We start from the raw sequence: 19,499 nt of genomic DNA on the forward strand, positions 1-19,499 counted from the left end.
TCTGATGCTCGTGCACGCGCACCCCGACGATGAGTCCCTGACGACCGGCGGAACCATCGCGCGGTACGCCGCCGAAGGCGCCGACGTCAAGGTTGTCACCTGCACTCTCGGTGAGGAAGGCGAGGTGATCGGCGACCGCTGGGCACAGCTCGCCGTGGACCACGCCGATCAACTCGGCGGGTACCGCATCGCGGAATTGTCTGCCGCGCTGAAGCACCTCGGGGTCGAGCAGCCCGTTTTTCTTGGTGGTGCCGGGCACTGGCGTGACTCCGGCATGGCCGACACCGGGCCACTGCATCCGCGGGCATTCGCTGGCGCCGACATCGACGATGCCGTCGCGGAACTGACGCGGTTGATCGACGAGCACCGCCCGCACGTCGTCATCACCTACGACCCCTTCGGGGGATATGGGCATCCCGACCACATCCAGGCGCACACGGTGACCACCGCTGCGGTCGAGCAGGCCTCCTGGAAGGTGGCCAAGCTGTACTGGACCGTCATCGCCACCAGTGCGCTGAGCGCGGGGCTCGCCGCGATGAAGCAGCTGCCTCCGGGATGTGAGCCGGCCCCCGTCGACGTCATACCCACTTATGCCGACGAGCAGATCAGCGCCGCCATCGACGTCTCGGCCTATCGCGACGCCAAGGCCGCCGCGCTGCGCGCGCATGCCACCCAGCTCACCGTCTCCGAGGACGGGACCTCGCTGGCGCTGTCGAACCTGATCGCGTTGCCGCTCGCGGACATCGAGCATTTTGTGCTGGTGCGTGGTGTGGCCGGTGTCGACACCGGATGGGAATCAGATCTGTTCGCCGGCGTGGAGTTGTAAGCTCGATCCATGCCACCTGATCCGGACCTGGACCCCAACCAGCAGCATTGGCAAGACCGGCTGGACAACTTCCAATGGGTCGTCGGCTCACTCGTGGCCCAGCTCGACTCCGTCCCGATTTAGACGCCTGAACGTTTATCTGCGCGCGTTCGTACTGACCGCGCTCGTTGTCGACGGCATCATCAGTGCCATTTTCGGCGCTGCTCTGCTCAACACGCGCTTTGGCGGGGTTCTGGTTCCGCTGGGCCTGGTCATCAGCGCTGTCCTCAACGTGGTGCTGGTGTGGTGCGCGCTGCAATGGGCACCGTCGACCCGATGGTCGGGGGCACCGCTGTGGGCGTTCGTGGCGACCACGACGCTGCTGTTGTTCGGCGGGCCCGGCGGTGACGTGATTTTCAGCGGGTTTGGGCCCGTGCTGCTGTTGGCGTTCGGTGTGCTGCCCGCGGCATATGTCCTACGGCGGGCGAACGTCTAGCCCAAGTACTCAGACTCGAGGACCAGGTCCTTCACCAATGTCTGGTACTCGACATGGGTCTCGTGCTCAATGGTCTGCCAGCGCTTTCCCTGCTGTTCCTTCATGTACGCGCGGTACTTGGGGGAGCCGGGGAAGCCAACGTTGTCGGCCACCACGATCGTGCCCGGATGCAGCCAGCCCCGTTCCATCAGCCGCTGCAGGTCGTCGAGGTAGACGTCCTTCCAGTGGTCGATGAACACGAAGTCCAGGCATCCCTCGGTGAATCCGTAGTCCTTGGTCAGTGTGTCCAGGGTGGTGCCGTCGTCGGCTGTGCCGGTGAGGCAGGTGGTGCGGTCGGCCAGCCCGGCGTGGGCCCAGACCCGGCGGGCCACCGAGGCGTTGGCCCCCGACTTCTCGATGGAGAAGAACTTGGCGCCGGGAGCCGCACGCGCGATCCGTAGCCCGCTGTAGCCGCAGTACGCGCCCAGCTCGAGGGCGATCTTGGGGTTGGCGCGTTTGACGGCCGCGTCGAGCAGCTGCCCCTTCTCGTCGCCGACATTCATCAGAATCGATTGGTCATACGCGAAGTTGTCGATGGCGTTGATCGCGGCGTCGACATCCCCGGCCGGGGCGGTGGCGATGACGTGCTCGGCGGTGGCCTCTTCACGGCCGTCGCCCATCTGACCAGTGCGCATGACGTTCAGCCCGCCGAACACCGCACGCAGAAACGAATACCGCAGAAACGGAAGTTTCTGCTTGAGCGTTCTCGTAAGACTCACGAAGATCAGCCTAGCCATCCCGGGTGTTTTCGCAGCGTGGTCCCGTTGATGAACCCCCGAGTGGTGGGGCTTTTGGTACGGGCGGATGATCTGGGGGTGACCGACGGTTGTACAAACGTGCCCGACGACGTAACGCCGCTGCCGAATCCCGCCTTTCCCGCGCCGAAAGCGGCATCTTCTGTTCCGGATGCCGCACGCGCAGGTGGCTCATCGCCCGCGCTGAGGCGGGTGCTGCGACGCGCCCGCGATGGCGTGACGCTGAACGTCGATGAGGCCGCGCTCGCGCTGACCGCGCGGGGAGACGATCTGGTCGATCTGATGGCCAGTGCGTCGCGCGTGCGCGACGCCGGGCTGGAGTCGGCCGGGCGTCGCGGCGCGGCCGGGCGCCTGCCGGTCTCCTATTCGCGCAAGGTCTTCATTCCGGTTACCCATCTGTGCCGGGACAAGTGCCATTACTGCACCTTCGTGACGGTTCCGGGCAAGCTGCGCGCGCAGGGCCAGGGCATGTACCTGGAGCCCGACGAGATCTTGGACATTGCCCGTCGCGGCGCCGAATTGGGTTGCAAAGAGGCCTTGTTCACGCTGGGCGATCGGCCCGAGGACCGCTGGCCGGAGGCCAAGCAGTGGCTCGATGAGCGTGGATATGACACCACGCTCGATTACGTGCGGGCCATGTCGATCCGGGTGCTGGAAGAGACGGGACTGCTGCCGCACCTGAACCCGGGCGTGATGACCTGGTCCGAGCTGGCACGGCTCAAGCCGGTGGCGCCTTCGATGGGGATGATGCTGGAAACCACGTCGCGGCGGCTGTTCGAGACGCGGGGCGAGGCGCACTATGGCAGCCCCGACAAGGACCCCGCGGTGCGGCTGCGCACGCTGACCGACGCCGGCCGGCTGTCCATCCCCTTCACCACCGGGCTGCTGGTGGGCATCGGGGAGAACCTGACCGAACGGGCCGAGACCATTCACGCGATCCGGAAGGTACACAAGGAGTTCGGGCACGTGCAGGAAGTGCTTGTGCAGAACTTCCGCGCCAAGCCGGACACCGCGATGAAGTCGACGCCCGACGCCGATATCGACGACTTCCTGGCCACCATCGCCGTGACCAGGCTGGTACTGGGTCCCAAGATGCGGGTGCAGTCGCCGCCAAACCTGGTGTCCCGCAGTGAATGCCTCGCGCTCATCGCGGCGGGTGTGGACGACTGGGGCGGTGTCTCGCCGCTCACGCCCGACCACGTCAATCCCGAACGCCCCTGGCCCGCAGTGGACGATCTGGCCGACGTGACCGCCGAGGCCGGATACGACCTGGTGCAGCGGCTCACCGCGCACCCGCAGTACGTGCAGGCGGGGGCGGCGTGGATCGACCCGCGGGTACGTGGACACGTGGAGGCCCTGGCCGACCCGGAAACCGGTTACGCCCTGGATATCTCGCCGACGGGATTGCCCTGGCAGGAGCCCGACGAGACCTGGGAGTCGACGGGCCGGGTAGACCTGCATGAGGCCATCGATTCGGAGGGCCGCAACACCGACACCCGTAGCGATCTGGCGAGTGCCTTCGGGGACTGGGAATCCATCCGCGAACATGTTCGTGAACTGAATGCGCGTGCCCCGGAAAAGGTGAGCGGTGACGTGCTGGCGGCGCTGCGCTCCGCCGAGAGAGATCCGGCCGGCTGCAGCGATGACGAGTACCTGGCGTTGGCGACCGCCGAGGGTCCGGCTATGGATGCTGTTGCCGCGCTGGCTGATTCGATCCGCGCGGATGTGGTCGGTGACGACGTCACGTACGTGGTGAACAGGAACATCAACTTCACCAACATCTGCTACACCGGCTGCCGTTTCTGCGCCTTCGCGCAGCGCAAGGGCGATGCCGACGCCTTCTCGCTGTCGGCCGAGGAGGTCGGAGACCGCGCCTGGGAGGCGTATGTCGCCGGTGCTACCGAGGTCTGCATGCAGGGCGGTATCGACCCGGAGCTGCCGGTCACCGGGTATGCCGATCTGGTGCGCGCGGTCAAGAAGCGGGTGCCCAGCATGCACGTGCACGCCTTCAGCCCGATGGAGATCGTCAACGGTGCGTCCAAGGGTGGCCAGAGCGTTCGTGAGTGGTTGACCGAACTGCGCGCCGCAGGTCTGGACACCATTCCGGGCACCGCCGCCGAGATCCTCGACGACGAGGTTCGGTGGGTGCTGACTAAGGGCAAGCTGCCCGCGTCGGAATGGATCGATGTCATCAGCACCGCGCACGAAGTGGGGCTGCGGTCCAGCTCCACCATGATGTATGGGCACGTCGATACGCCCAAGCACTGGGTGTCGCATCTGCGGGTTCTCTCCGGAATTCAGGACCGCACAGGCGGATTCACCGAGTTCGTACCGCTGCCGTTCGTGCATCAGAGCGCCCCGCTGTACCTGGCGGGCGCCGCGCGGCCCGGGCCCACCAACCGTGACAACCGGGCGGTGCACGCATTGGCGCGCATCATGCTGCATGGGCGTATCCACAACATCCAGACCAGCTGGGTCAAGCTGGGTATCGACGGTACACGGGTGATGCTCGAAGGAGGTGCCAACGATCTGGGCGGCACCCTCATGGAGGAGACCATCTCCCGGATGGCCGGATCTGAACACGGATCCGCCAAGACCATCGCCGAGCTGGAAGAAATCGCCGACGGCATCGGACGCCCCGCAGTGGAACGCACCACCACCTATGCGCGGCGGCCGTCCGCGGCCTGACGCCGAGCGTGAAGCCATGGCGGGATTTTCCGAGAATCTTCGCCACAGCTTCACTTTCGGCGAGATAGATCTAGATGTGCCGCCGATCGAGATTTCGGCAGTGGGCTGCCGTTGATGGCGGTAGCCTCGTGCCCTGATGACCGAATTCCCGCCCGACGAGGAGTCGATGCCGCCGACTACCCAGCGGCCATTGAATCCGCCTGTCGCTGCGTACTCCGAGGCGGATGACTCCGAGATTTCCGTAGGCAATCGCTCATGGCGCTGGGTGTGGATCGTCTGTGCGGCGGCGGCCCTGGCCATTGTGGCGGCGTTGGTTCTGGCCCTGCTGGAGGTGGACAAGGCTGAGGAGCCGGTGGCGCCGGCTCCGGTGACGACGACGACCGAACATCCGCGTGTGCCAAGTAGTTCGGTGCCCGTCGCGCCGCCGACGGAGACGGTGGTCACCACGGTTATCGAAACCACCGTGGTGGTGGAGACGCCCGCGCCGGTCGCGCCGACAGAGGTGACGCCGACAGAAGTGGTGCCGACACGTCCAGAAGAAGGCCGGTTGTGTCACGAACTGCACCCGCGGCGCGAATGCGACGGATACCGCTAAGTTGACGCTTTCTGCGCGCACCTGACTGACTGGATCGCGGTGGGTTAACTCCGGTGGCTGGTTTGGGCATCGTGATGTGCGTGATTACCCGACTCGTAGCGACAAGCTTCATCGTTGCCATGCTTGGGTTCATGGTCGCGGTACCGGCCAGTGCAGAGCCGAGAGAGATGGCGCCGCAGTCATATTCGCGGACGACCCGCGATGGCTGGCAACTGCAGATCAGGCTCGACAATGAACGCGTCAACGTGGTTCCCAACCTGGCCGCGGCAACCAACTCGCGTGAGGCATTCATTACCCTGTCGGGCACGGCGACCGCCTCCGGCGGCACCAACCCCATCACCGACAGCCTCTTCGTCATCGGATATCAGCTCGGTTGCCAGTCGGATGTGTCTTCGGGCTTGCAGCTTGGTGGATCGGCGGGTATCGCGCCGTCGGTGAGCCTTGGTGTGGCACCGACACCGTCGGTGGGAGTGGGAGGCAGCGCGGGAGTCAGCGGGTTCGTTCAGACTGTGGTGCAGCCGGGCGTCATCGTGAACCTCCCGATGGCCAATATGGTTCTGTCCCACGGTGGTACGGGTGCGCTGGATTTGGACAACGTGCATGTGAAGGCAGATGCCTGTGGTGGTGACGTGACGATCCGTTCCTTCGCCTCGTTGCGGGCGTCGACCGAGACCGGTCACACCGAGTTCGCAATCTATGGCGATCCGATCAAGATCTGATGATGAAATTCGTCTGTGCCACAGGGGTATTAGTGTCCTTGTGGTGTGCGCCGCAAGCCATGGCGGACCCGCCGCCGGTGAACCCGATGCCTGCGGTGCCCGTGGCCGTGCCGGGTGGGACACCCAACTATGCGGCGACCGCGGCGCAACCACCGTTTGGGCTGTCTCCGGCAACGCCGCGCGGTGCCCGGATCTCCGCCGGTGTCGACTCCGGGTACACCGCCCGAATCGGCGCCGGGATGACCGCCGGGCAGCTGGAGGACCCACGTGGCATGGCTGAAGGAGTGGCACCATGATCCGAACATTTTGTGTAGCAACAGTTGTGGCGGCAATCGCAGTCGGTCTTGCCCCGTCTGTCGCCGCGGCTCCGCCACCGCCCGTTCCGGCGCCCTATAACCCGGTCTTCGTGCCCGGCCAGCTGCCCGCACTGCGTCCCTCGCGCGGCACTCAGCTGCCGGTGCTGATGTCGGGCCCCGCCCGGGGGCCCCGGATTTCGGCCGGGGTAGTCGATGGCGCGGGGGTGCCGGGTGGAGTGAAGCCGGGTGTCGGAGTCGGAGACGGGAAGCTGGAAAGTCCGACCGGCACAGCGACGCGCTGACCTCTGCGAATCGTCCAAGTATTTGGCAGCTGCATCTCAGCGGCACCTCAGAATCGCTCATTAGCGTGGCGGCATCCGGCGCCATCGGCTCGGTGGCAGATCGAGCGATGACCGTCACGGAGGTGCCGAGGAATGCCGTCCTACGAAGACACGGTGCGGGCCTGGAGCGACGGCGGGGACGAGCCCACGCAATTGCTCCCGGTGACCCCGCCGTCTCGGGGCACATCCCGTCAAGTGTGGATCGTTGCGATAGCCGCGGCGGCGGGTGTGCTGGCGATCATCGCTCTCGGGTTCCTGCTTCTCGTTCCCGAGAAGACAACGGTGCCACCACTTGTCCCCATCACGTCGGTGACGACACCCTCGACATCCGCGCCGGTGTCGTCATCCCTATCACCGTCTGCGCCACCCTCGTCGACGGAGACGGTCACCGAAACGGTGACCGCAACCACCTACCTCCCGGCGCCGGCGATCACGCCCACAACCGACGCGCCACCGAGTACCACCACAACGGACCCGAACGACATCTGGAGGGCGTGCCGCCAGATGCATCCGCACCGTTGGTGCAACGGATATCGGTAGGCCCGTCGGCAGTTGCGGGGACTACAGCTTCGCGGCCAGCTCGGTGCCCTGCTTGATCGCGCGCTTGGCGTCCAGCTCACCGGCCAGCGCAGCGCCACCGATCACGTGGGCTTCAACCCCGGCTTCCTTCAACACGTCGTCGAGGTCGCGCACCGATTCCTGGCCCGCGCAGATCACCACGTTGTCGACCTCGAGCACCCGCGGGTCTTTGCGCTCCTCACCGAAACTGATGTGCAGTCCGGCATCGTCGATCCGCTCGTAGTTGACCCCCGCCAGCTCGGTCACCTTCTTGGCCTTGAGTGATGCGCGGTGCACCCAGCCCGTGGTCTTGCCCAGTCCCTTGCCCAGCGATCCCTTCTTGCGCTGGCACAGGTAGACCTCGCGAACCGCTGGAGCCGGAATGGGTTTCGTGAGTGAACCGCGGGCGTCGTGCTCCTCGGAGATACCCCACTCGGCCCGCCACTCCTTGAGGTTCAGCGTCGGTGACTCGTCGATCGTCAGGAACTCGGACACATCGAAGCCGATGCCGCCGGCGCCGACCACCGCTACACGCTTGCCGACGGGCTTGATCTGCTTGATGACCTCCGGGTAGGAGAGCACCATCGGGTGGTCGATGCCGGGGATGGCCGGAACCCGGGGCTTGACCCCGGTGGCCAAGATGACGTCGTCGAACTTACCGGCGATCAGCTCCTGCGCATCCACCTTCTTGTTCAAAAGCACGGTGACGCCGTACTTCTTGAGCATCGTCGTGTAGTAGCGAATGGTCTCGTTGAACTCTTCCTTGCCGGGAATCTTGCGGGCCATGTCGAACTGGCCGCCGATCTCGGGGTTGGCCTCGAACAGCACCACCTTGTGCCCGCGTCCGGCCGCGGTGACGGCGGCCGCCAGTCCGGCCGGGCCCGCGCCGACGACGGCGATCTTCTTGGCATGCCGGGTCGGCAGCAGCTTGAGCGTTGTCTCGTTGCCCGCACGCGGGTTCAGCAGGCAGCTGGCCTTCTTGTTCACGAACGAGTGATCCAGGCAGGCCTGGTTGCAGGCGATGCAGGTGTTGATCTCGTCGGCGTGATCGGCCGAGGCCTTCTTGACCCAGTCCGGGTCGGCCAGCAGCGGCCTGGCCATCGAAATCAACTGCACCTGACCGTCGTTGAGGATCTGTTCGGCGGACTGCGGCATGTTGATCCGGTTGGATGCCATCACCGGGATGTGGACCTCTTGAGCGATCTTGTTAGACAGATCCACGAACGCGTTCTGTGGCACCGAGGTGACGATGGTGGGCACTCGCGCCTCATGCCAGCCGATGCCGGTGTTGATGATCGTCGCACCGGCAGCCTCGATCTCCTTGGCCAGCGCCACGATCTCATCCCAGGTCTGGCCGTCGGGCACATAGTCGGCCATGGACAGCCGATAGCAGATGATGAACTCCGGTCCGACCGCCTTGCGGACGGCCTTGACCACCTCGACGGCCAGTCTGCGCCGGTTCTTCGGGCTGCCGCCGAACTCGTCGTTGCGATCGTTGGTGTACGGCGCGAGGAACTGGTTGATGAAATAGCCTTCGCTACCCATGATTTCCACGCCGTCGTAACCGGCCTTCTTGGCCATCTTGGCGCTATGTGCCCAGTCTTCGATCGTCTGCCAGACACCCTTGGTGCTGAGCTTGCGCGGCTTGAACGGCGTGATGGGTGACTTCTTGTTCGACGCGCTCACCGAGAACGGGTGGTATCCGTAGCGACCCGCATGCAGCAGCTGGACGATGATCTTGCCGCCGTTCTTGTGCACCGCGTTGGTGACAATGCGATGCCGGTACGCCTCAAGGGAAGTGGTGAGCTTTCCGGCCAGCGGCTTGAGCCAGGCGGCACGGTTGATGGCGTATCCGCCGGTGATGATCATGCCGACGCCGCCTTTGGCGCGCTCGGCGAAGTAGGCCGCCAGGGCGGGCGTATCCCAGGGGAAGTCCTCAAGTCCTGCGTGCATGGATCCCATGACGACTCGGTTCCTCAACGTTGTGAAGCCAAGGTCCAAGGGGGACAACAGGGTTGGATATGGATTACTCATGATTCTCGCTTTCAGTCCGGGCTGTGGACAGGGAAGTGATCATTTCGTCGCACCAATCGGTGAAGCCCTCTTCCATGCGGACACCGCCGCGTAGGACGAGATATTGATGCAGGGCCGCGCCGGTGAGCTGATCCGGAGCGGGAAACTGGCGTTTTTCCATTTCGCGGTAGTTGTCGAGCATGACCAGGTGGGTGTCGCGTTGCACGCGGATGTGTTCGACCACCATGTCGATGTCGCCGTAGGTACCCGCGCGGACCTTGAGGGCCAGATCGCGCATGTCGGTGCCCTCGGAGCTGTTGACCCACCGGGACAACTCGCGATAGCCCAGCTCGGCGACGTCGTAGACCTTCTTCGCGGGCCGTCCTTCTTGGTCGACGACGGTGCAGCGCAGCCAGCTGTCGTCCTCCATGCGGCGCAGCGTGCGATAGATCTGCTGGTGTGTGGCGCTGTAGAAGTAGCCGATCGACCGGTCGAATCGGCTCGTGAGCTCGTAACCTGACCCGTTCTGCTCGGCCAGGGACAACAGGATCGCGTGGGTGAGTGCCACGGCAGCATGCTGACACGAAACCGGACCCCTATGCAACTTGTTGCAGTGCAACAGTCTGCATATAACTGTCCAGTTAAGTGTCGCGGCCGGTAACGGTGACTGTCTGAAGCATGTAGTTGGGTGCGGTGCTTCGGGAGGTTGTGCGTGATGCAGATGATCGCCGAACCGTGTGCGGGCGCGCCGGATCAAACCTGCACCGGGGGATATGCCGGCGACTGCGTCGACGAGGGTGTGCAGGCCAGCCGCATCGGCCCCGCAGAATGTGCGGATTATGTTGCTTGCGAACCGGTTTGCTCAGGTGACGTCATCGTCTTGGGTGATGACAGGCCTCGCCGGTGGCCGGGTCGCGTATGCGCCGGCGCGGACTACGTCGTAGGCCCTTGATCTACCCGAACGGCGCATGTCCGAGAGGCGCGATCGGTGGGGGCATGCCGCGTGGCACGTGTCTGTGGCCCGGGGGCTGAGCGTGGCTGCTGGCGGCAAGTCAAGTTAAACGTTAAGCTAAGTACCTGTAACCGGCGGATACGGCTAGATCGCCTTGGCGAGTTAGGTCAGCCTGTGTCGCGGGGCACATCTATGGACCGGGATACTTGCCGCAACGCATGAACTGGACATCAGCGCAGGAAATGAGGAAACCTTCGTGACCTACACGATCGCGGAACCGTGCGTCGACGTTATGGATAAGGCATGCATTGAGGAATGCCCCGTCGACTGCATCTACGAGGGTGGGCGCATGCTCTATATCCACCCCGACGAATGTGTCGACTGCGGTGCTTGCGAGCCGGTGTGCCCTGTGGAGGCCATCTTCTATGAGGACGATGTGCCGGATCAGTGGACCGGCTATATCCAGGGCAACGCCGACTTCTTCGTAGACCTGGGCTCGCCCGGTGGTGCCGCGAAGGTAGGCAAGACCGATTACGACCCGCCGTCGGTCAAGGAGCTTCCGCCCATGGGTGAGGGACACTGAACTTGTCGTCTGAGTCCCGGCTGCGGGTCTCGTCCCGGCTTCCGGAGTTTCCGTGGGACACCATCGCCGGTGCGAAGGCGACCGCCGCGGCGCACCCCGAAGGGATTGTCGACCTTTCCGTCGGTACCCCGGTGGACAGTGTGGCCCCGGTCATCCGCGACGCATTGGCCGCGGCCAGCGACCTTCCCGGATATCCGGCGACCGCCGGCACGCCGGCATTGCGCCAGGCAATCCGCGACGCGGTATCGCGGCGATACGGCGTGGTGCCGCTTGCCGACGACGCCGTGCTGCCGGTCATCGGCACCAAGGAACTCATCGCGTGGCTGCCGACCCTGCTCGGGCTGGGTAGCGACGACCTGATCGTCATCCCCGAGTTGGCGTATCCCACCTATGAAGTGGGCGCCCGGCTTGCCGGTGTGCCCACGGTCCGCGCGGACTCGCTGACCCAGCTGGGTCCGCAGCATCCCGCCCTGATCTACCTCAACTCGCCCAGCAATCCCACCGGCGCGGTGCTGCCGGTGGAGCATCTGCGCAAGGTTGTCGAGTGGGCTCGCGAGCGCGGCGCCCTCGTGGTATCCGATGAGTGTTATCTCGGGCTCGGGTGGGACGCCGAGCCGGTGTCGGTTCTCGATCCACGGGTCTGCGACGGCGATACCACCGGATTGTTGGCCGTGCACTCGCTATCCAAGACCTCATCGCTGGCGGGGTACCGGGCCGGATTCGTGTTGGGCGACGCGTCGGTGGTCGGCGAGTTGCTCGCGGTACGCAAGCACGCCGGGATGATGGTGCCGGGACCGGTGCAGGCGGCGATGACCGCGGCGCTGAACGAGGACGAGCATCAGCGCGATCAGCGTGCCCGCTACGAGATTCGTCGCGACAAGCTTTCGAAGGCGTTGATCGGCAACGGATTCCGGATCGACCACTCCGAGGCGGGCTTGTATCTGTGGTCGACGCGGGGTGACTCCTGTGATGACGCGCTGGCGTACCTGGCCCAGCGTGGGATTCTGGTGGCGCCCGGACGGTTCTACGGCCCCCGCGGCAAGGAACATGTGCGGGTGGCCCTCACCGCGACCGACGAGCGGATCGACGCCGCGATCGCGCGCCTGGCCGACTGACCGTCGAAGACCCGAACTACCACACGTAACGTCCCGCCGGATTTCGGTGTTACCTGAGGTTTCGTTGCGCATTGTCCAGATTCCTCGACAGTCATGGGGGAACAGGACGATGCTTAGTGCATGGATGCCATCACCAACGTGCCGGCGCCCGTCAACGAGCCGGTGCTCACGTACGCCCCTAACACTCCCGAACGCGACCGATTGACGACGGCATTGGGTGAGCTGAGTGCCTCGCCCATCGATCTGCCGCATGTGATCGGTGGCGTTCGCCGAATGAGTGAGGGTGAACGCATCGATGTGGTGCAGCCACACAACCACCGTGCCGTGCTGGGGACCGTCACCAACGCAGGTCATGCCGAAGCCGGCGACGCGGTCGAGGCCGCGGTCGCCGCGAAGAATGATTGGGCGGCACTGTCATTCGATGACAGGGCGGCCGTCTTCCTGCGAGCCGCCGATCTGCTGTCAGGTCCGTGGCGGGCCACCCTGAATGCCGCCACCATGCTGGGGCAGTCGAAAACCGCTTATCAGGCCGAGATCGATTCGGCCTGTGAACTGGCCGACTTCTGGCGGTTCAACGTGCAGTTCGCGCGGCATATCCTCGCGGAACAGCCCAGCAGCGGCGGTGGCGCGTGGAACCGGATGGAGTACCGCCCCCTCGAGGGCTTCGTCTACGCCATCACCCCCTTCAACTTCACCGCCATCGCTGGAAATCTTCCAACGGCCCCAGCACTTTTGGGTAATACGGTGGTGTGGAAGCCATCCGTTACCCAGGCCTTCGCCGCGCACTTCACCCTGGAGCTCCTCGAAGCCGCCGGATTGCCGCCCGGTGTCATCAACCTGCTCAACGGGGACGGCATCGCGGTATCGGATGTGACGCTCGCCGATCCGCGTCTGGCGGGTATCCATTTCACCGGCTCCACCCGGACATTCCAGCACCTGTGGCGTGAGGTCGGGACCAACATCGACAGGTACAACACCTACCCGCGGCTCGTCGGGGAGACAGGCGGCAAGGATTTCGTCGTCGCGCACACCTCAGCGCGTCCAGACGTGTTGCGTACCGCACTTATTCGCGGTGCGTTCGACTACCAGGGGCAGAAATGTTCGGCGGCCTCTCGCGCCTTCGTGGCCCGCTCGGTGTGGGATCAGATGGGCGATGAGTTCCTCGATGCCACCTCCGCGTTGACCTACGGGGACGTCACCGACCTCGCCAACTTCGGCGGTGCCGTCATCGACGAGAAGTCGTTCAAGCGCAACGCCGCCGCCATCGATCGTGCCAAGAGTGCCGGGGTGACGATTGCGGCGGGAGGCGAATACGACGACAGTGAAGGATATTTCATCCGACCCACGGTGTTGCTCTCGGACGACCCGACCGACGAGGCGTTTTCCACCGAGTACTTCGGCCCGATCCTGGCGGTACACGTCTACCCCGACGACGACTACGAGCGCATCCTCGACATCGTCGATACCGGTTCCCGATACGCGCTCACCGGCGCTGTCATCGCCGACGACCGCCAAGCCGTCCAGGCGGCCAGTGACCGGCTTCGCTTCGCCGCGGGCAACTTCTACATCAACGACAAGCCCACCGGCGCTGTCGTCGGCCAGCAGCCCTTCGGTGGTGGCAGGGCATCGGGTACCAACGACAAGGCCGGGTCGCCGCTGAATCTGCAGCGCTGGCTGCTGCCGCGATCCATCAAGGAAACATTCGACGCCCCAACCGAATACGAATACCCCCACATGGAGCGTGAGGATGGCTGAGTGGTTCGGCAAAACAGCCAGACCCGCCATCCTGGCGGCCAGTAGGTCTGCGCGGCTTCGGCACGCCGCCGAGCGCATGCCGTTGACGCGCCAGGTAGTGCGCCGTTTCGTCCCCGGTGAATCCGAGGACGATGTTCTTGCGGCGGGTACCGCACTGCTGGACTCGGGGCGGTTCATCTCGATTGATTACCTGGGCGAGGACACCACCGATATCGAGCAGGCCACCCGTACGGTGTCGGCGTACCTCTCGCTGCTGGACGCTCTGGCGCAGCGCAGCGACACCGTACATACCGGTGTGCGTCCGCTGGAGATTTCCCTGAAACTCTCCGCTCTGGGCCAGGCGTTGCCGCATGGTGGCGAGCAGATAGCCCTGGAAAACGCGCAGCTGTTGTGTGCCAAGGCCGATCAGGCCGGGGTATGGGTCACCGTCGACGCCGAGGATCACACCACTACCGATTCGACCCTGGGTATCGTGCGTGAACTGCGCACCGACTTCCCGTGGCTGGGTACCGTGCTGCAGTCCTATCTGAAACGTACGTATGCCGATTGCGTCGATCTCTCCGGTCCGGGCTCGCGCATTCGATTGTGCAAGGGGGCCTATGACGAGCCCGAATCTGTGGCGCATCGAGACCCCGAGGACGTCGATGTCGCGTACCTGCGTTGCCTGCGCGTCTTGATGGAGGGTGACGGCTACCCGATGGTGGCCTCACACGATCCCGCCATCATCGATGCGGCCAACCTGATGGCGCGCGAGACAGGCAGGGGACCAGGCGATTACGAATACCAGATGCTGTACGGGATTCGCGATGCCGAACAGCGCCGCCTCTCAGGTGAGGGGCACCACATGCGGGTGTACGTGCCGTTCGGCGAGGAGTGGTACGGGTACTTTGTGCGACGCATCGCCGAGCGTCCCGCCAACATGACCTTCTTCCTGCGCGCGCTGCTTTCCGGGGGCTAGGCATGTCTCAGCGGCCCTGCAAAGGGGTCGCGTCCTAGGCTGGGCTCATGCTGCTGACGTCCCTTCACCCCAAGTCGCCCGATCTCGCGGACGCGGTTCGCATCGGTGAGGACAGCTGGGGTCGCGCCGACCTGGTAGGTGCGGCGACGGCAGCAGCCGAACGCATCGGTGGCGCCTCGGGTCCGATCGCGGTGCTGGCTCGTCCGAGCATCGACACGGTGCTGTCCGTCATCGCCGGGCTCATCGCCGGAGTCCCCATCGTGCCGGTGCCGGCAGACGTTGGGGTGGCCGAACGCCGCCACATCCTGGCCGATAGCGGGGCCATCGCGTGGCTGGGTGAAACACCAGACGAGCCAGAGGGATTGCCGCACGTGCCGGTACGCCGCCACGCGCGTTCCTGGCATCAATACTCCGAACCTCGCCCCGAGTCGACCGCACTCATCGTGTACACCTCGGGGACAACCGGTGCGCCGAAAGGCGTACAGCTGAGTCGGCGCGCGTTGGCCGCCAGCCTGGACGGGCTGGCTGATGCGTGGGCGTGGACACCCGACGACGTTCTGGTACATGGGCTTCCGCTGTTCCACGTGCACGGGCTGGTACTCGGTCTGCTCGGATCGTTACGTGTGGGAAATCGGTTTGTACACACCGTCAAGCCGACACCTGAGGCGTATGCCGCTACCCCCGGCACGTTGTACTTCGGTGTGCCCACGGTCTGGTCGCGGGTGGCGGCCGACCAATCCTGCGCTCGTGCACTGTCTTCGGCGCGGCTACTGGTGTCGGGGAGTGCCCCACTGCCGGTGCCCGTTTTTGACGAGCTGCGCGCACTCACCGGACATGCCCCGATCGAGCGCTACGGCGCCACTGAGACTGTCATCACGCTATCGACGCGTGCCGACGGAGAGCGGCGCGCAGGCTGGGTGGGTCACCCCTTGACGGGGGTGCAGACCCGGCTGCTGGCCGAAGATGGCGGCGCGGCCCCACATGACGGGGAAACCGTTGGCCAGCTGCAGGTTCAGGGCCCCACGCTGTTCAGCGGCTATCTCAACCTGCCGGAAAAGACCGCCGAGGTGCTCACCGAAGACGGCTGGTATCGCACCGGGGACGTCGCCGTCGTCGACGCCGACGGAATGCACCGGATCGTCGGACGCGAATCGGTCGACCTGATCAAATCGGGTGGCTACCGCATAGGTGCCGGTGAAATCGAAACCGTGCTTCTGGGTCATCCCGGGATCGTGGAGGTCGCGGTGGTGGGAGTGCCCGACGACGACCTAGGGCAACGCATCGTCGCCTACGTTGTCGGTGATGTGGTGGAGGACGACGTCATTGGCTTCGTGGCACAACAACTCTCGGTGCACAAGCGTCCTCGCGAGGTCCGTCGAGTGGACGCGCTACCCCGGAATGCCATGGGGAAGGTCCTGAAAAAGGAGCTGATCACTTGGACGTGACCGCGGAGATCGTCGATCAGATCAACTGGCACTGGACTTCCCAGCTGCGTCCCCGCTTCGACGGGCTCACCGACGACGAATACTTCTGGGAACCGGTGCAGGGCTGCTGGAGTCTGCGGCCACGCGGCACCGCGACGACTCCGCTGCAGGGTGGATCAGGCGACTATGTGATCGAATTCGCCGCTCCAACCCCCGAACCCGCGCCGGTCACCACCATCGCCTGGCGGCTCGGCCATATTCTCGTGGGCGTACTCGGGGCGCGTATCACCAGTCATTTCCCCGAGAGCTGGGCCGGACCGGCCATCGATTACCTGACCTACGACTACCCGGTCACCGCGGCCGACGCCCTGCAGCGCCTTGATGTCTTGTATGCCGCATGGCTCGACGGCGTGCGCGGCAAAGACGACAGGGCAATGGCACTACCGGTCGGTCCGGCCGAAGGCCCATGGGCCGACAAGCCGTTTCTGACGCTGGCACTGCACATCAATCGCGAATTGCTGCACCACGGCGCGGAGATCGCGCTGTTGCGCGATCTGTACGGCCGGCGCCGGAACTAGTTGGCGTGCAGCGCCGCGTTCAGCTCGAACGCGCCGCCATCACGCGACACCACCTCAACCGCACCGGTCTGCGAGTTGCGCCGGAACAGCAGATTGTTGGTGCCGGACAATTCCAGTGCCTTGATGGTCTTACCGTCGGGGGTGGCGACCTTGGTGCCGGCGGTGACATAGAGCCCGGCCTCGACGATGCAGTCGTCGCCCAGGCTGATGCCCACGCCAGAGTTGGCACCCAGCAGCGAGCGCTGGCCCACAGAGATCACCTGGCTGCCGCCGCCGGACAGGGTGCCCATGATTGATGCGCCGCCACCGACATCGGATCCGTCACCCACGACGACACCGGCCGAGATGCGGCCCTCCACCATGGACGCGCCCAGAGTGCCCGCGTTGAAGTTCACAAATCCTTCGTGCATGACGGTCGTCCCGGGGGCCAGGTGCGCACCCAGCCGCACCCGGTCAGCATCGGCGATACGCACTCCGGTGGGCACCACGTAGTCGACCATGCGCGGGAACTTGTCGACGCCGAACACGGTCACCACACCGCGCGCACGCAGCTTCGCGCGCACCGTCTCGAAACCCTCGACGGCGCACGGGCCGAAGTTCGTCCACACCACGTTGGTGAGCACACCGAACAACCCGTCCATGCTGGCACCGTGCGGTGGGACCAGCCGGTGCGACAACAGATGCAGGCGCAGGTAGGCGTCATAGGCGTCGGCGGGCTTATCGGCGAGCGAGCCAATGGTGGTACGTACCAACACCTTCTCGACGCCACGGTCGGCATCGGGGCCGGCCAGCGCTGCCAGTTCTGCGGGCGCGTCTGCCGCGTCGATTCGCTCGGTACCCGGAGTGCCGGGTGCGTCGGTCAACTCGGGCGCCGGGAACCAGGTATCCAGTACCGATCCGTCCGCCGCGATGGTCGCCAGGCCAAGTGCTACTGCTCCGCTCACGGGGTACACGCTAGCCTGAATCGGTGGCGCTCGAACTCGCTGGTGACCCGATAGCCCTGACGGCTGCCCTGGTAGACATCCCCAGTGAGTCCCGGCACGAAGCACAGATCGCTGACATCGTCGAGGTTGCCCTGCGGGAACAGACGACCGGATTCGAGGTCATACGCAACGGCAACGCGGTGCTGGCCCGCACCGATTACGGTCACAACACCCGGGTGATGCTCGCCGGACATCTCGACACCGTGCCCGCCGCCGACAACGTACCGAGCCACTGGGAACGGAACGAGGACGGCGACATCTTGTTCGGGTGCGGCACCGTGGACATGAAATCCGGTGATGCGGTCTTCCTGCACCTGGCCGCCACCGTGACACCCCGTGTCGACCTGACACTGGTGTTCTACGACTGCGAGGAGATCGAGTCCTCGGCCAACGGGCTGGGCCGTATCGAACGCGAACTGCCCGAGTGGCTCGACGCCGACCTTGCCATCCTCGGTGAGCCCACCGCCGGTCTCATCGAGGCAGGTTGCCAGGGCACCCTGCGCGTGGTGATCCGGGCCGCCGGTACCCGCGCACACTCGGCGCGATCCTGGCTGGGGGACAACGCCATTCACAAGCTCGGCGCCGTCCTGGACCGGCTCGCCGCATATCGGGCGCGCATCGTCGACATCGACGGCTGCGAATATCGGGAGGGGCTGTCCGCGGTGCGGATCGACGGCGGAGTTGCCGGGAACGTCATCCCGGACGCGGCCGCGGTCACCGTCAATTTCCGGTTCGCCCCCGACCGCAGCCCCGAACAGGCGCTTGTCCACGTGCGGGAGGTCTTCGACGGACTCGACGTCGACATCGAACTGACCGACGCCGCGGCCGGGGCACTGCCCGGCCTGGACCGCCCGGCCGCCGCCGAATTGATCGGCGCGGCTGGGGGAGTGGTGCGCGCGAAGTACGGCTGGACCGATGTGTCCCGGTTCGCGGCGCGAGGGATCGCCGCGGTCAACTACGGGCCGGGTGACCCCAATCTGGCGCATACTCGCGGCGAACACGTTCCGGTACAGCAGATCACCGACGTGGCCGCCGTACTGCGGCGCTACCTCAGCGCGTGACGGGTGCGGCGTAGGTTCCCGGTGTCTGACCGAGGATGCGCCGGTACACGTCGATGAACGCACTCGGTGTGGCCCAACCACACTGATGCGCCACATAGGTGACGGGCCGCCCCTCCGCGAGGAGTCGCAACGCGTGATGAAGACGGATCTGCGTGCGCCACTGCGGGTACGTCATACCCATGTCGGTGCGGAACAACCGGGTCAGCGTGCGCTCACTGGCACCTACCCGCCGCCCCAGTTCGGCCACGGTCCACACCTGTGTCAGGTCGTCATCCACCAGCGCACACGCCTCGGCCAACCGCTGATCACGCGGGATGGGCAACTTCAGCGCCTGCTCCGGGCTGCGCCGCAGCTGGTCGATGAGTACGACCTCCAGCCGCGTGACCTCCTCCCGGGGCAGGTCACCGGGAACCGAACACGTGATGATCAGCTCCCGTAGCAGCGGGGACACCGCGATGACGGTCGGAGCTTTCAGTTCCACCAGGTACTTCTCCGGATCGAAGGCCACGGAATGAAACTCGGTGGGGCCGTAAAAGCGATGTTCGTGACCAGCGCCGGCGGGTATCCACAGCGCGCGATTCGGGGGTGCGATCCAGGTGCCGTCGTCCGTCGTCACCGCGATGACACCGGAGGCGGGATACACGATCTGATGCACCTCGTGCCAGTGGCGGTCGATGCGTTGCCCACCGCTCAACGACATCACTCCGGTGAGGTGGCGGCTAATCAACACAAGAGGCGATTTTATCGGAAGTCGGCTGCGTGGGAAATTATCGCGCTGATTCTGC

At 65.2% G+C, this 19,499-nt stretch carries 20 protein-coding genes; 15 read left to right on the forward strand and 5 right to left on the reverse strand.

Translation table 11 applies throughout. The features are described 5' to 3' along the window. The first annotated feature begins 4 nt into the window (after positions 1 to 4). Together mshB and AOT87_RS02735 are read left to right on the forward strand one after the other, a co-directional pair. Positions 5 to 826, forward strand: a complete 822-nt coding sequence (gene mshB / locus AOT87_RS02730) for an N-acetyl-1-D-myo-inositol-2-amino-2-deoxy-alpha-D-glucopyranoside deacetylase (protein ID WP_057968224.1) — start codon at positions 5 to 7, stop codon at positions 824 to 826. A 139-nt stretch (positions 827 to 965) separates the two neighbouring features. Further along, positions 966 to 1,301, forward strand: coding sequence for a hypothetical protein (locus tag AOT87_RS02735; RefSeq protein ID WP_057968225.1), 336 nt, complete (start codon positions 966 to 968; stop codon positions 1,299 to 1,301). Here the strand turns inward: AOT87_RS02735 and AOT87_RS02740 are convergent. After that, a complete protein-coding gene (locus tag AOT87_RS02740; protein ID WP_057963917.1) occupies positions 1,298 to 2,059 on the reverse strand; it encodes an O-methyltransferase in 762 nt (253 codons plus the stop codon). The genes AOT87_RS02735 and AOT87_RS02740 overlap by 4 nt on opposite strands. 138 nt (positions 2,060 to 2,197) lie before the next feature. Between AOT87_RS02740 and AOT87_RS02745 the strand changes: the two genes are divergently transcribed. The 6 genes from AOT87_RS02745 (at position 2,198) to AOT87_RS02770 (ending at position 7,274) form a co-directional block, all read left to right on the forward strand. Continuing rightward, positions 2,198 to 4,783, forward strand: coding sequence for a bifunctional FO biosynthesis protein CofGH (locus tag AOT87_RS02745; RefSeq protein ID WP_309297611.1), 2,586 nt, complete (start codon positions 2,198 to 2,200; stop codon positions 4,781 to 4,783). 136 nt (positions 4,784 to 4,919) lie between these two features. Beyond that, complete coding sequence (locus tag AOT87_RS28765) at positions 4,920 to 5,378, forward strand: hypothetical protein (protein WP_057968193.1); 459 nt, start codon at positions 4,920 to 4,922, stop codon at positions 5,376 to 5,378. A gap of 80 nt (positions 5,379 to 5,458) precedes the next feature. After that, positions 5,459 to 6,097 (forward strand): MspA family porin, encoded by a 639-nt coding sequence (locus tag AOT87_RS02755; RefSeq protein ID WP_030094771.1) that lies wholly within the window; start codon positions 5,459 to 5,461, stop codon positions 6,095 to 6,097. Beyond that, complete coding sequence (locus tag AOT87_RS02760) at positions 6,097 to 6,393, forward strand: hypothetical protein (protein ID WP_081343201.1); 297 nt, start codon at positions 6,097 to 6,099, stop codon at positions 6,391 to 6,393. The genes AOT87_RS02755 and AOT87_RS02760 overlap by 1 nt, the downstream gene beginning before the upstream one ends. Then, a complete protein-coding gene (locus AOT87_RS02765; RefSeq protein ID WP_057968195.1) occupies positions 6,390 to 6,695 on the forward strand; it encodes a hypothetical protein in 306 nt (101 codons plus the stop codon). Before AOT87_RS02760 ends, AOT87_RS02765 begins: the two co-directional genes overlap by 4 nt. 132 nt (positions 6,696 to 6,827) lie before the next feature. Next, positions 6,828 to 7,274 (forward strand): hypothetical protein, encoded by a 447-nt coding sequence (locus AOT87_RS02770; RefSeq protein ID WP_057968196.1) that lies wholly within the window; start codon positions 6,828 to 6,830, stop codon positions 7,272 to 7,274. A 21-nt stretch (positions 7,275 to 7,295) separates the two neighbouring features. Here the strand turns inward: AOT87_RS02770 and AOT87_RS02775 are convergent, their stop codons facing one another. Continuing rightward, complete coding sequence (locus AOT87_RS02775; protein WP_057968197.1) at positions 7,296 to 9,326, reverse strand: NADPH-dependent 2,4-dienoyl-CoA reductase; 2,031 nt, start codon at positions 9,324 to 9,326, stop codon at positions 7,296 to 7,298. Continuing rightward, positions 9,319 to 9,873 carry a PadR family transcriptional regulator gene (locus AOT87_RS02780; RefSeq protein ID WP_030094776.1) on the reverse strand — a complete coding sequence of 185 codons (555 nt, stop codon included), beginning with the start codon at positions 9,871 to 9,873 and terminating at the stop codon, positions 9,319 to 9,321. The genes AOT87_RS02775 and AOT87_RS02780 overlap by 8 nt, the downstream gene beginning before the upstream one ends. A gap of 640 nt (positions 9,874 to 10,513) precedes the next feature. On the opposite strand from AOT87_RS02780, the gene fdxA reads away from it, so the two are divergent. The 6 genes from fdxA to AOT87_RS02810 all read left to right on the forward strand — a co-directional run bounded on the left by fdxA (position 10,514) and on the right by AOT87_RS02810 (position 16,670). Continuing rightward, positions 10,514 to 10,840, forward strand: coding sequence for a ferredoxin (fdxA, locus tag AOT87_RS02785; protein ID WP_030094777.1), 327 nt, complete (start codon positions 10,514 to 10,516; stop codon positions 10,838 to 10,840). A 20-nt stretch (positions 10,841 to 10,860) separates the two neighbouring features. Then, the gene (gene dapC, locus AOT87_RS02790) at positions 10,861 to 11,955 is read left to right on the forward strand and encodes a succinyldiaminopimelate transaminase (RefSeq protein ID WP_081346454.1); all 1,095 of its coding nucleotides are present in this window, start codon (positions 10,861 to 10,863) and stop codon (positions 11,953 to 11,955) included. Between the two features lie 120 nt (positions 11,956 to 12,075). Then, complete coding sequence (gene pruA / locus AOT87_RS02795; protein ID WP_057968199.1) at positions 12,076 to 13,710, forward strand: L-glutamate gamma-semialdehyde dehydrogenase; 1,635 nt, start codon at positions 12,076 to 12,078, stop codon at positions 13,708 to 13,710. After that, positions 13,703 to 14,668, forward strand: coding sequence for a proline dehydrogenase family protein (locus AOT87_RS02800; RefSeq protein ID WP_030094780.1), 966 nt, complete (start codon positions 13,703 to 13,705; stop codon positions 14,666 to 14,668). Before pruA ends, AOT87_RS02800 begins: the two co-directional genes overlap by 8 nt. A 47-nt stretch (positions 14,669 to 14,715) precedes the next feature. Beyond that, complete coding sequence (locus tag AOT87_RS02805) at positions 14,716 to 16,113, forward strand: acyl-CoA synthetase (protein WP_057968200.1); 1,398 nt, start codon at positions 14,716 to 14,718, stop codon at positions 16,111 to 16,113. Next, positions 16,104 to 16,670: a DinB family protein gene (locus tag AOT87_RS02810; protein ID WP_057968201.1), complete on the forward strand. Its 567-nt coding sequence runs from the start codon at positions 16,104 to 16,106 to the stop codon at positions 16,668 to 16,670. Before AOT87_RS02805 ends, AOT87_RS02810 begins: the two co-directional genes overlap by 10 nt. Here AOT87_RS02810 and dapD read toward each other — a convergent pair. Continuing rightward, positions 16,667 to 17,614, reverse strand: a complete 948-nt coding sequence (gene dapD, locus AOT87_RS02815; RefSeq protein ID WP_057968227.1) for a 2,3,4,5-tetrahydropyridine-2,6-dicarboxylate N-succinyltransferase — start codon at positions 17,612 to 17,614, stop codon at positions 16,667 to 16,669. The genes AOT87_RS02810 and dapD overlap by 4 nt on opposite strands. Before the next feature lie 23 nt (positions 17,615 to 17,637). Between dapD and dapE the strand changes: the two genes are divergently transcribed. Then, entirely contained in the window at positions 17,638 to 18,714 is a 1,077-nt protein-coding gene (dapE, locus tag AOT87_RS02820) for a succinyl-diaminopimelate desuccinylase (RefSeq protein ID WP_030094784.1), read from the forward strand. Here the strand turns inward: dapE and AOT87_RS02825 are convergent. Next, complete coding sequence (locus tag AOT87_RS02825; protein ID WP_057968202.1) at positions 18,704 to 19,444, reverse strand: helix-turn-helix transcriptional regulator; 741 nt, start codon at positions 19,442 to 19,444, stop codon at positions 18,704 to 18,706. The genes dapE and AOT87_RS02825 overlap by 11 nt on opposite strands. Positions 19,445 to 19,499: the final 55 nt, after the last annotated feature.

Origin of the sequence: Mycobacteroides sp. H003 (genome assembly GCF_001440135.1) — a bacterium.
GTDB classification, from domain to species: Bacteria; Actinomycetota; Actinomycetes; order Mycobacteriales; family Mycobacteriaceae; genus Mycobacterium; species Mycobacterium gwanakae.

Excerpts from the sequence above, each read along its gene's own strand:
- mshB (WP_057968224.1), top strand. The coding sequence starts at position 5 with ATGCTCGTGCACGCGCACCCCGACGATGAGTCCCTGACGACCGGCGGA.
- AOT87_RS02765 (WP_057968195.1), top strand. The coding sequence starts at position 6,390 with ATGATCCGAACATTTTGTGTAGCAACAGTTGTGGCGGCAATCGCAGTC.
- AOT87_RS02770 (WP_057968196.1), top strand. The coding sequence starts at position 6,828 with ATGCCGTCCTACGAAGACACGGTGCGGGCCTGGAGCGACGGCGGGGAC.
- AOT87_RS02800 (WP_030094780.1), top strand. The coding sequence starts at position 13,703 with ATGGCTGAGTGGTTCGGCAAAACAGCCAGACCCGCCATCCTGGCGGCC.
- AOT87_RS02760 (WP_081343201.1), top strand. The coding sequence starts at position 6,097 with ATGATGAAATTCGTCTGTGCCACAGGGGTATTAGTGTCCTTGTGGTGT.
- AOT87_RS02775 (WP_057968197.1), bottom strand. The coding sequence starts at position 9,326 with ATGAGTAATCCATATCCAACCCTGTTGTCCCCCTTGGACCTTGGCTTC.
- pruA (WP_057968199.1), top strand. The coding sequence starts at position 12,076 with ATGGATGCCATCACCAACGTGCCGGCGCCCGTCAACGAGCCGGTGCTC.
- AOT87_RS02805 (WP_057968200.1), top strand. The coding sequence starts at position 14,716 with ATGCTGCTGACGTCCCTTCACCCCAAGTCGCCCGATCTCGCGGACGCG.
- AOT87_RS28765 (WP_057968193.1), top strand. The coding sequence starts at position 4,920 with ATGACCGAATTCCCGCCCGACGAGGAGTCGATGCCGCCGACTACCCAG.